This window comes from Aestuariivirga sp. (assembly GCF_044239095.1).
Taxonomy (GTDB): domain Bacteria; phylum Pseudomonadota; class Alphaproteobacteria; order Rhizobiales; family Aestuariivirgaceae; genus Aestuariivirga.
Genome location: NZ_JBIICB010000126.1, coordinates 1 through 11433 on the forward strand (window position 1 = coordinate 1; position 11433 = coordinate 11433).

Consider the following 11433-nt stretch of genomic DNA (forward strand, 5'->3'; position numbering starts at 1 on the left):
TCAGCACACGGCTTTTGTTCAAATCGCGCTTTGCCATCGTCACCCCCGACGCCCCCGGCCTGAACGTCAGCCGTGCGATCCGCGAGGAAGACACCCGCGCCGCACTGAGCGATCTTGCGACGCAAGCAATGGCCGGGGCCGACCCCCGCCTTGGCCTCATCATCCGCTCGGCCGCGCTCGAAGGAGATGAGGACGAGATTGCCGCCGACATCACCGCGATGCGCGATCTGGCCACCGCCGTTCTGGCTGATCTGGACGGCCCCCCCGAACTTTTGCTCGATGGCCCCGGCGCGCATGAAACCGCCTGGCGCGATTGGGCCAGCCCGGCGCCCGATATGGTCGAAGACCGCGCCGGCGGGTTCGAGGCTCATGGTATCTTGGAGCAGATCGACGCCCTCCTCAGCCCGCGCGTGGCGCTGACGGGCGGCGGGCATATGATGATCGAACCCACCCGCGCGCTGGTGGCGGTCGATGTCAACACCGGCCCCGACACCTCGCCTGCGGCGGCGCTCAAGGCCAATATCGCCGCCGCCCGCGATCTGCCGCGCCAATTACGGCTGCGGGGATTGGGCGGACAGGTGGTGGTGGATTTTGCTCCCCAACCCAAGAAAGACCGCGCCATTCTAGAACAGGTAATCCGCGCCGCCTTCAAAGGTGACGGCCCCGATGTGACACTGGCCGGTTGGACGACGCTCGGCCTTTACGAGTTTACCCGCCGCCGCGACCGGCTGGCACTGGCCGAGCTCTTGGCATGAGCTGCCCGATCTGCGCCCGAGACAGCGACCCGAAATACCGCCCCTTCTGCTCGCGCCGCTGCGCCGATGTCGATCTGGCCCATTGGCTGCGCGGCGATTACGCCATTCCCGCTGAAGCGATCGACGACGAAAACCCAGCCGAGCTGACCGATCCCCCTGCCCGCCCGCAATAAGCGGAAAAGCCGCGGAAATCTGCCAAAACCCTCTGGACAGCGAAAGCCCGCTGCACTATCACCCGCGCACCAACCAAGGCCACGCCTTGCAAAGTGCCCAGATAGCTCAGTTGGTAGAGCAGCGGATTGAAAATCCGCGTAGGCAGCAAAAAATACCTGCGAAAACAAAGTCTTAATTAATTAAAATCAGTAACTTACTGATAGCACACTTTTGAGTTTATGCGTCGCACAGTCATCGCACAGTTTTCCATGCGTTACTGTTGGGCTGGTGGAAGTTTACTGTGTTGAACACAGTGTTTGAGTTCACCATGCTGAACACAGTGTTGGGGTTTACTGTGTTGAACACAGTGAGTGAGTTTCCTGTGGGGACATAGTATTCGCAACACAGTGTTTGGAACACAGTTCGACAACACAGCAATCCGACATCAGTTTCCAGGTCCACGCAATGTGGATGACAGTTCTCGACTGCTACACACAGCTTGGTCCTTACCTCATGTTGTTTGGCAAAGTGTACCGCCTCACCAAGGAAAACCTGTCACCCATCTAAGTCTTGACCGATCTACAAGAGGAATATGGGGTAACTTTAGCCTAATACTAGGGAGCCATAATGGTGAATAAAAATGTTGAAGGAAGGGGTCCAGGATGGATCAGCATGCTTTTGATCCCAGCGCTCGGGATCGTTGCTGTTACTGTATTGAAATAATACCTGCATTAGATGTGACGTTTAAGGCAACACGGACTGGCTTGGAGGATCGAGAATGTTGATTTTTGGCTCTATCCAGCTTGGTAGGCATCGTTTTTCTGACACCATAGCAGAGTAAGCACTTCCATAAAGCGCCAAGAACACGCCTAAAGGGAGATATAATTTTCTTAATCGCGTTAGAGTTTAGGTTCGATACTGCCAAGTTAATCAGGCAGCATTGACCTTGAGATAAAATGTGAGCACTCTTTATGTCGATCGAGGTAGAATGCAAACGCCTAAGTATAGTTTTCTTAGTTTTCTGGGATCTGCTTGCTACCTTGAAACCCCAAGGAGAACGAGAGGATACAGAGCACAATGCGCCGTAGAGATGTATTGAAGACCGGGATCGGCGCGATGGCCGTCGCTGGGTTGGTCGGGTCCGACCTGTCTCGTGCAACTCCTGCCGCCGCCGGAACCCTTAGGAATAGGGTAAGACCCAGTGACACGGACTGGCCAACAGCTGAAGACTGGAACACCCTCGCAGAGAGCCTTAATGGGACGCTGGAAACCTGCGTTCGGCCGATTGAATCTCTTCTAGCCGAAACCGGCGGCACGCTGAACAGCGCTACAGTAGAGCAGTTGCAGAACCCCTTCCTCATCCAAGACTATTCTGGCGGCACGCAATCCTCCGGCTGGCATAATGGCTGGATGTCCTCTCCTAGCGCCTTCGTTGTCATTCCCAAGAATGCCCAGGACGTGGCCCTTGCGGTGAAATTCGCCGCTCGCCACTTCCTCCGCGTGGTGGTCAAAGGGGGGGCGCATAGCTATTTGGGACAATCGAACGCACCAGATAGCCTTATGATCTGGACGCGGGATCTTAAGGGGTTGGAGCTTCATGATGATTTCATACCGCAGGGCTGCGACACAGCCCCACGACCCGCTGTTAGCGTTGCCAGCGGCGAAAAGTTCATTCACCTGTACGATTTTGTCGTGCGAGAACATGGTCGCTACGTCCAGGGCGGTGGCTGCACGTCGGTTGGTGTAGGTGGCCATCTACAGACAGGCGGCTTTGGAAGTTATTCAAAGTACGGCGGCATGACCTGTGCTAGCCTCTTGGAGGCTGAAATCGTCACAGCCGATGGAAATGTCAGGATCGTAAACGAATGCAACGACCCTGATCTGTTTTGGGCGATCAAGGGTGGTGGCGCGGGCTGGGGAGTGACCACTAGGGTGACAATTGCCACACATCCACTGCCCAAGACCCTTGGCTTTATGGTTGGTACGGTTAAGGCACGTAACGAAGATGCTTTTCGTACACTAGCACTGCATTTCGCGACCTTCGCACAAGAAACACTCATCAACCCAACATGGGGCGAACAGGTATCATTCGCTCCCGACAATACTCTTGGCATACAGATGAGTTTTCAGGGTCTGGATGATGCGGGCGCAAGGGAAGTCTGGAAACCCTTCTTTGACTGGGTCGAAGCTCGACCTAATGACTATGAATTGAGCGAACCAGCACGTCTGATCGTTGCCCCGGGTCGGCATTGGTGGGATTTTGAATACCGAAAGGCCAATTTCCCTAACACAATCCGCGTCGACACTCGTGCAGGCCAAGAAACTGGACGCTTCTGGTGGGGAGGCAATACGGCAGAAGTTGGGATTTTTCTGCATGGATACGAAAGTTTGTGGCTACCCGAAAACCTACTAGCAAATGATAGGATTGAAGAGTTGGCAGATGCGCTAGTCAATGCGTCACGCCACTATGTCACGACTCTCCATTTCAATAAGGGGCTCGCTGGTGCGACCGAGGAGCGGCGCACCGAGGCCCGTAAAACCGCAGTCCACCCCTCAGCCATCGACGCCTTCGCACTAGTGATCATCGCCGGCGGCCAGGTCGGCATGTTTCCCGGGGTCGACGGTTACGACCCAGACCCAGCCGTGGCAACTGCCGAAGCCGACCTCATTACCAAATCTTTCGCTGAATTCCGCCGCATCGCCCCAGGAGCTGGCTCCTATTCGTCCGAGATGAGTTACCACGAGGCCAACTGGCGGGAGGCCGCTTGGGGCGAACACTACCCACGGCTACTTGCGATCAAGACTACTTACGACCCGGAAGGCTTGTTTACTGGACACCATCAGGTAGGCAGCGAGTATTGGAGTGCAGACGGATTTGATCGAATCTGAGTAATGGCTGAGGCATCATTTCCACAAGCATTGCCTGTCAATACAACTCAGACTGGAGAGCATGGGCTGCTTAAGGACTTCTTGACAATGATGGGCGCTGAGACCTCGTTGTTCTGGATCTCAGACTAGGGGCAGGTAGACCTCCAGAAACCCAGTCCAACAACTGCTTAGTTTGGCGAGATTCTTCCCTTCACCCTCTAGACAGCCCCGCAGGTGTCGTCTATTCAGCCCAGCATCAAGCAACAGTTCGCTTGCAACGGTGCCCAGATAGCTCAGTTGGTAGAGCAGCGGATTGAAAATCCGCGTAGGCAGCAAAAACTACCACCGAAACAAAAGTCTTAATTAAGTAAAATCAGTAAATTACTGATAGCACACTTTTGAGTTTATGCGTCGCACAGTCATCGCACAGTTTTGCTAGAAATGCTCTTTCAGCGTGTGGAAGTTTACTGTGTTGAACACAGTGTTTGAGTTCACAATGCTGAACACAGTGTTGGGGTTTACTGTGTTGAACACAGTGGGTGAGTTTGCTGTGGGGACATAGTATTCGCAACACAGTGTTTGGAACACAGTTCGGCAACACAGCGTGTGCTTTGTAAGCTTCTTGGCATATAGTTCAGATCTAGCCATGCAGCGCACGATTTCTTTTTGCATGCTTCCTGCTAGTCTGATCGCATTATGTTGCACGAGGAGATACGTGACATCATGGAAAGCCACCCGAAAAAGGCCTTGGTAATTGCGCCGGTCCTCGTCGCGGGTTTGCTCGCTTTCGCAACTGATGCATCAGCATCAATTCTTGAACCATCTGGGACTGCGGCATCTTGCTCGTCTTATTCGGCTCCCCATCCTGGACCCTTGCCAGATGAGATCAGTATTTCAAATAGCTATCACGAAACTTATCTTAGTGATTTCGACAATTACATGCACGCTTACGCGATGCATATAACCGCATCATCTGCGCAAGCCGTAGTGTCAAACAAAGCAGCAGAGGATCTTCGCGCTGAAATTGTCGCAAATGCAGGGCGCCGACCGATTAAATATGATATTTCTGCAGAAACGCCACCGATCTTTCACGTACTTCTAGTTATTGTTCCTCAGGCACTGGCCTATGCTCGCGATAAGAAGCGTTACACTCCCGATGAACAAGCCTTGGTTGAGGCTTGGCTAGTTAAGCTGATTAAGGGCCTACAAAAAGACTACGCACTGCAAAACTTCAAACTGGACAACAAGCAGTACCTTTTTGGTGTTCTGATGGCAGCTTACGGTCACGCCGCCAATGACAAGCAGATGCTCAACAAGGCATTCAAGACGTACGTCACGGCAATCAAGGGGCAACGGAAGGATGGGTCTTTGCCGCGCGATAGCGGGCGCGGCGGAAGCGCCTTACATTATAGCAATCAGGCCGTTGGGAATCTTGTAGTCTTGGCTGACGTACTTGAAACCGCAGGTCTTGATGCCTGGGGCTATCAATCAGGCACCAAGTCCATTCACTCAATAATCACGTTCTTGCTTGATGCCACAGAGAATCCATCGTTGATCGCAGATTACGCAAACGATCCTGAGACGCGAGACGCAAGCTTCCCCGGAACTTCTCCGACCAATCAGGATCGCTCTTGGCCCAATGGTGAGATGGCAAGTTGGGGGCATTACTACCTCGCGAAGTTCGGAAGAAACGAGAATGCTATCCGTCTTTTCAAACTCTCACCGTTTCTGAGCTCAGGCAAGATTGGCCATCCCGATGGACCGTATGGGAATGCTCGTTGCAACGCTGGGTGACAGCGCAGTTCGTCCAAGCACCTGCGTGAGTTGATGTTAGACTGTCCAGCGCCGATGAGAGCGAACAGTTTTTGTGCGCTTTCTGTCGCGACACCATGCTCAAGATTTCCCTCAACTTCCAACACGCAATGTGGATGTGGGCTCCATAGCCGAATGCTGTCATGTGCCAAATATGCAGTCAAACAACTGCTTAGTTTGGCGAGATTCTTCCCTTCACCCTCTAGACAGCCCCGCAGGTGTCGTCTATTCAGCCCAGCATCAAGCAACGGTTCGCTTGCAACGGTGCCCAGATAGCTCAGTTGGTAGAGCAGCGGATTGAAAATCCGCGTGTCGCTGGTTCGATTCCGGCTCTGGGCACCACTTAACTCAACAAAATCAACAAGATACGCATCGCACAGTTTTTGGTGCCTGCGTCGCACAGTCATCGCACAGTTTTGATTGCGTTGGTGTGGTTGGAATCACTGTGGTCAACACAGTGTTTGGGTTTGCTGTTGGGACAGTGTGTTTACGACACAGTGTTTGGGACAGTGTGTTTAGAGCATAGTGTTCTCGGCTATCGTAGAGAACAGCAGTCGTCAGATTTTGGTTTCTGTCGCTCCCCGATTTTAGGGTAGCAACTCACTACTAGCCTTTTTGCAATAGTCTGAAACAATACCCTGCCCCTCGTGATCACCTAGCAAAATCAGTTGGTTGAAACGTGATGTTTGACCAGTAGTTTACAACTGATCCAAAGCAATCCGACACAGGCCTCTCGCCTGCAACAACAGGCAGAGCTTCTATACCTTCAACAACAGACGGAGACCCAATGCCCCACGACACGCCCCTGATCGCCACGATTGTCATCGGCATCTCGCTCGCCTTCGTTCTGGGTCTGGTCGCGCATCGACTGCGCCTGCCCATGATCGCGGGCTATCTGCTGGCAGGCATCATAATTGGCCCATTCACACCGGGCTATGTGGCTGATCAGGCCCTTGCGACCGAACTGGCCGAACTGGGCGTGATCCTTCTGATGTTTGGCGTGGGGCTACACTTCTCGGTCAAAGACCTGCTCTCAGTCCGCCGGATCGCCATTCCAGGCGCCCTAGGCCAAATTGCAGTCGCCACCGCTGCGGGCCTTGCGCTGGCACTGCTCATGGGCTGGGGTATCGGCGCAGGGCTGATCTTTGGCCTCTCGCTCTCGGTCGCCTCCACCGTCGTGCTTTTGCGGGCATTGCAAGACCGCAACCTCATTACCTCGGACCGCGGCCGCATCACTGTAGGCTGGCTTATAGTCGAGGATGTGGTGATGGTCCTCGCGCTCGTCCTCATTCCGCCGCTTGCGGGCCTTCTGGGCGGCACTGCGCAGCCCGTCACCGAAGGTGCCGCGCAAGAGGCTGTGCGCATGGGCTTCGGCCCCGTCACCGCCACACTCACCGTGACGCTGGTGAAATTTGCGGCCTTCGTCGCCCTCATGTTGATCGTCGGGCGCAAGTTGATCCCATGGATCCTGCACTACGTTGCACATACCGGCAGCCGCGAGTTGTTCCGCCTCGCAGTCCTCGCCATCGCCTTGGGCGTGGCCTATGGCTCGTCACAGATCTTCGGCGTTTCCTTTGCGCTTGGGGCCTTCTTTGCAGGCATGGTCATGGCAGGCTCCACCCTGTCACAGCAGGCCATGCGCGAAACTATGCCGCTACGCGACGCCTTCGCGGTTTTGTTCTTCGTCTCGGTGGGAATGCTCTTCAATCCGATGATTGTGCTGAACGAACCACTCGCGCTGATCGGCTCAGTCCTTATCATCCTCCTTGTGAAATCCCTCGCAGCTTACGCCATCGTCCGCGCCTTTGGCCATGACAAGGAAGTAGGCCTCACCATCGCTACCAGCCTCGCTCAGATCGGTGAATTCTCCTTCATTCTCGTCGTTATGGGCACCAAACTTGAAATCCTCCCAGCAGAGGCAAAGGACCTTGTCGTGGCGGGCGCTATGATCTCAATCCTAGCCAACCCCGTGATGTTTGCTCTCCTCGATCAATGGAGCAGCCAGCAACTCAAGCCTCTAACTCCAACGATTAATGCCCCATGAACATCACATCCGCAAAACCGAGGTAGGATTAAGGATCCGCGTATCGCTGGTTCGATTCCGGCTGACATGCCAACACACAAACTATACTGTGCAATACAGCGGAGCGCACAGTATGGCCAAACTCAAAGACGAAACGCATGTGCTGATGGACGGTGCCGTCAAGGTTTACCGTCATCCAAACACCCGTCGTTGGCAGGCCACCTTTGCCACAGACGAACATTTGATCCAAAAGGTGTTTGGCCACAATTTATGCTACCAGGCGGGACGACCCTTCTTGAGTAACATTCTCGTCTGCAACACTTTGATTGGGCTTGGACTTGCTATTGGAACATTGTGTTTGGAACACCGAGTTTAGAACAACGCCCCTCGAAACATCACTCGTAATTTGCCGCTAGGTCCGAGCGTCTTAGCACACGTTCAAACCCAACTGGTGTGCCAGCCGCGCAGGGCTCGTAAATCACCTCATGCACCAATTCACCGTCGATACGCCGCACGATTGCATGCCACCGCAGTCGATGATCTGGCTCGACGTATTCTGCTGTGTTCAGCATCCGATGGCTGACCGCGGTGACCATTAGGCATTCGCCGTCCTCTGCTTCGTGCAGGTATCCCCCCTGTTCGCAGTAGGTCGCCGCTTCGTTGACAAAGTGGTCTCGGAGACTTTGGCCCACCATCGCACAGGTCTCGGGCCAGAGCTGTTCCGCGCCCCCGGCGCGCCCGACCGCTGGCTGCTGCTCGCCCCGCTTGCCATCTTTGCAGGCTGGCTCACCGCCGCCACCGGCGTTTCCTTCGGCGTGCTGCTGACCGGGTTCGGCTGGCTGACCGAGACGGCTGCCGCCCTGCTGACGCTCGCTGTGGTGCTGGCCGTGGCCCTCGCCATCCAGCTTCGGCTGCACCGCGCCCCCGAATACGGCCTGACGGTCATCTGGGCCCTTGCCGCCGTCGCCGTCCGCAACGGCAGCGGCAACCTGCCAGTCACAGCCCTCGCCCTGATCGGCATCGCTGCCCTGGCGCTTGCCGCCCGGCAGACCGCCCGGCGCTGAGCGCAAAAGCCTTCTAAGGCTTTTGCCAAATTCCTTCGAAGGAATTTGGCCCCCCTTGACACCGCCGCGTTCTCTGCCAATTTTACATACGCTTGGTATGTGAAAGGGAGCCGCCATGTCTGGTGTTGCGCGCTATCTCCTGGTCGGGGCAAGCCGGGGCATCGGCTCTGCCGTCGCGCGCCATCTTGCCGCCCGAGGGGCAGAGCTTCTGTCGGTGTCGCGCTCGGCTGCCGTCGCGGGTCGCTGGATCGCGGCAGATGTGGCGACGGAACAGGGGCTTGATGCGATTCAGTCCACCGTGGGCGACGGGCCGCTGGATGCCTTGCTCTATCTTGGCGGGGTCTGGGAAGAGGGGGCCTTTACCGACAGTTACACCTTCGCGCGCAGCAGCCTTGCCGAAACGCGCCGCGTGCTGGATGTGAACCTCGTGGCTCCCATCGAACTCATGCGACGATTGGCTCCCGCCCTGTCGCGCAGCGCCAACCCGCGCGCGCTCTTCATCGGCTCGCTCTCCGGCATTCCCGGCGGGGCCACGCCCGAGGTGGCGAACACCGCCTCGAAATTCGGCCTCATGGGGATGGCCGAGGCGCTGGTGCCTACCCTTTCCGGCTTGGGCGCGCCCATCGGCATCACAGTTCTCAACCCCGGCAACATCGCGACACCCGAAGTTGAGGCCGACATCGCCGAGGGCCGCTTTCCCGACCAGACCCCGATTCCCATGATAGACCTGCTGGCCACGATTGATCTGGTGCTTTCGCTCTCGCCCGCCTCGCGCGTGGCACGAATCGACCTTGCGCAGCGGGACGGAACGAACTGACAAGCGCGCGAATTCTTTCCGAATGGTTGCTCCGCCGATGATTTCCCGGCAAAAACAACGGCCCCACCCCTGTCCCCCCCCTCGGACACTCCCTCACTCCCCCGTATTCTTCTCCATATGCTTGCGCAGCCGGGACGGGGTGTGGAACTTCGGATTCCTGAACGGGTTCTTGTCCCCCTGGCCCCGCATCGTCATCCGGATCGGCGTGCCCGGCATGTCTAAGTGGTCCCTCAACCCGTTCACCAGGTACCGGCGGTAGCTGTCCGGCATCAGCTCGGGGTGGCTGCACATCACCATGAACCCCGGCGGGCGGGTTTTCACCTGGGTCATATAGCGCAGCTTGATCCGGTGGCCCCCCGGAGCCGGTGGCGGATGCGCCTCGGTCATGGCCCCAAGCCAGGTGTTCAGCCGCGCCGTCCAACAGAGCCTTTTTCCACTGATGGATCATCGTCGGATGCACACCGTACTCAGCTGCCAGCTCCGACACCGTGCGCTCACCCTTCACGGCTTCCAGCGCCACACGCTTTAAACCCCGCGTCATGGTTCCTGCGTTTCTTCATGTTCTGATCTCCTCGTTCTTGGAGACCAGCAGACGTCAGATCGTAGCTTCCGTCACTGTCCGATTTTCGGGGAGCAGCTCAGTATGAACTGGCCCCAATGCCCGCTCAATAGTATAACAAGATTTAAATCATTTCGTTCTGCTTGATTTTACAATCTCCTGCGCCAGGTTCACGGCTCGTTGCGCTTCTTTCCGATCAAGCACTAAGGAAATCTGCGCTCGGTTTGGTCGGCTGACTGGTACAATCAAGCCGGTAGAAAGCAAGCAAGAAGTCCTGTTGCCTTGGGTCTTTATTTGAACGACATGTTCTTTGGCAACCCAATGTGAACGATGCACGACCACGCCGGGAATGCCCGCAAGACCCTGTACCGCACGACTAAACGACATCAATATCAACGCGTCCCCAAGCGAAGTATACACGCGCAAATAGTGCAACTCAGCGGTCAAGGCTACAATATCAGTTCCCAGACCTCGCGGCAGTTTCCTGAGAAACTCTGGAAGGTCTCGGTTAATAATTGGCAATTCATTTGCGTCATCTTCACTGTTGTCATTTCCATGATCCAGACTGCCTCGCAGACGCTGCTCAGCAGAAATTATCAACAGCCGAGGAGTGTTCAAGAGGATCCAAAACAGTAGCACCTGACCACTACTAGAGCGGATCTCCTCAAGAACTTCCCAAAGGGTGATACTGTCTCCGCCAATTTCAAGTGACGGAAAATGCAACAATGACTCCAGTATCAAGAGTGAAGCAACGGAAAAAATTGGTGCGCCCAACAGAGCGCCTAGCAATACAAGAAGCAGCGGTGGAAGAGCCGCAAACAGTCGAAACCGACCAAGGAAAATTTGTGCCGATTCCAGGATCGCGATGGCTAGAGTTGCATGAGACAGCCAAAATGCCAAGCGCTCAATGAAGTTAAGGCCTTGCGAAGCAGATGGGTCCAGAAGAGCGATTCCAACGGCCAGAGCCATACCTGACACGAACAGATATCCAATCCATGACTCACGAGGGTCGACCTTTGACCTCAGCCATTCAAGCACCTCATGTAACGATCCTTTCTGCATCTTTAAGTCATAGTCTCCATATTTGGTATCAATGGGCAGGCCGTTCCTCCCAGCCAGCACAAGTAGACCGAACCGATCATGCACGTGAAGTGCCCGTTCGTGCAAAAGCTCTAGTAATGCGGCACCCAGCCTGCGCTTTAGGGACCTCGGAGGGGTCAATGAATCGCTCGAGCTTCAGGGTGCAGCACTGCAATTGGCTGCCATCGATCATCGAGTAGGGCCGCAGTTTCCTACCGGCTGAGGTGGCGTCATCACTCAAGCATCACGGGCGAACTCGCGCGGTTTTGACCTCCGGTGTCAACCTTAAGGGAACCTGCTCG

At 55.6% G+C, this 11433-nt stretch carries 8 protein-coding genes, 1 tRNA gene and 3 pseudogenes; 9 read left to right on the forward strand and 3 right to left on the reverse strand.

All coding sequences use genetic code 11. From position 1 onward, the window contains the following. The 9 genes and pseudogenes from ACILRA_RS12470 to ACILRA_RS12510 form a co-directional block, all read left to right on the forward strand. A partial coding sequence (locus ACILRA_RS12470) for a ribonuclease E/G (RefSeq protein ID WP_395662424.1) occupies positions 1–755 on the forward strand: 755 nt, incomplete at its 5' end. Further along, complete coding sequence (locus tag ACILRA_RS12475) at positions 752–928, forward strand: DNA gyrase inhibitor YacG (protein WP_395662425.1); 177 nt, start codon at positions 752–754, stop codon at positions 926–928. The genes ACILRA_RS12470 and ACILRA_RS12475, both read left to right, overlap by 4 nt. 1057 nt (positions 929–1985) lie before the next feature. Further along, complete coding sequence (locus tag ACILRA_RS12480; protein ID WP_395662426.1) at positions 1986–3797, forward strand: FAD-binding protein; 1812 nt, start codon at positions 1986–1988, stop codon at positions 3795–3797. A 702-nt stretch (positions 3798–4499) separates the two neighbouring features. After that, positions 4500–5570: an alginate lyase family protein gene (locus ACILRA_RS12485; protein ID WP_395662427.1), complete on the forward strand. Its 1071-nt coding sequence runs from the start codon at positions 4500–4502 to the stop codon at positions 5568–5570. Between the two features lie 284 nt (positions 5571–5854). After that, a tRNA-Phe gene (locus ACILRA_RS12490) sits at positions 5855–5930 on the forward strand. Positions 5931–6375: 445 nt separating this feature from the next. Further along, a pseudogene (locus ACILRA_RS12495) lies at positions 6376–7605 on the forward strand (cation:proton antiporter); the annotation flags it as partial. A 139-nt stretch (positions 7606–7744) separates the two neighbouring features. Next, the gene (locus ACILRA_RS12500; RefSeq protein WP_395662428.1) at positions 7745–7987 is read left to right on the forward strand and encodes a hypothetical protein; all 243 of its coding nucleotides are present in this window, start codon (positions 7745–7747) and stop codon (positions 7985–7987) included. 307 nt (positions 7988–8294) lie between these two features. Continuing rightward, positions 8295–8675: a hypothetical protein gene (locus ACILRA_RS12505; RefSeq protein ID WP_395662429.1), complete on the forward strand. Its 381-nt coding sequence runs from the start codon at positions 8295–8297 to the stop codon at positions 8673–8675. Positions 8676–8790: 115 nt separating this feature from the next. Then, a complete protein-coding gene (locus ACILRA_RS12510; protein WP_395662430.1) occupies positions 8791–9492 on the forward strand; it encodes an SDR family NAD(P)-dependent oxidoreductase in 702 nt (233 codons plus the stop codon). Positions 9493–9585: 93 nt separating this feature from the next. Here the strand turns inward: ACILRA_RS12510 and ACILRA_RS12515 are convergent. From ACILRA_RS12515 to ACILRA_RS12525, 3 genes and pseudogenes are all read right to left on the reverse strand, one after another. Continuing rightward, a pseudogene (locus ACILRA_RS12515) lies at positions 9586–9909 on the reverse strand (hypothetical protein); the annotation flags it as partial. Beyond that, positions 9908–10052: pseudogene (locus tag ACILRA_RS12520) on the reverse strand (transposase); the annotation flags it as partial. The pseudogenes ACILRA_RS12515 and ACILRA_RS12520, both read right to left, overlap by 2 nt. A 128-nt stretch (positions 10053–10180) precedes the next feature. Next, a complete protein-coding gene (locus ACILRA_RS12525; protein ID WP_395662431.1) occupies positions 10181–11197 on the reverse strand; it encodes a LytTR family DNA-binding domain-containing protein in 1017 nt (338 codons plus the stop codon). Between the last annotated feature and the right edge of the window lie 236 nt (positions 11198–11433).

Coding starts and splice junctions, on each gene's coding strand:
- ACILRA_RS12480 (WP_395662426.1), top strand. CDS start 1,986: ATGCGCCGTAGAGATGTATTGAAGACCGGGATCGGCGCGATGGCCGTC.
- ACILRA_RS12510 (WP_395662430.1), top strand. CDS start 8,791: ATGTCTGGTGTTGCGCGCTATCTCCTGGTCGGGGCAAGCCGGGGCATC.
- ACILRA_RS12500 (WP_395662428.1), top strand. CDS start 7,745: ATGGCCAAACTCAAAGACGAAACGCATGTGCTGATGGACGGTGCCGTC.
- ACILRA_RS12475 (WP_395662425.1), top strand. CDS start 752: ATGAGCTGCCCGATCTGCGCCCGAGACAGCGACCCGAAATACCGCCCC.
- ACILRA_RS12485 (WP_395662427.1), top strand. CDS start 4,500: ATGGAAAGCCACCCGAAAAAGGCCTTGGTAATTGCGCCGGTCCTCGTC.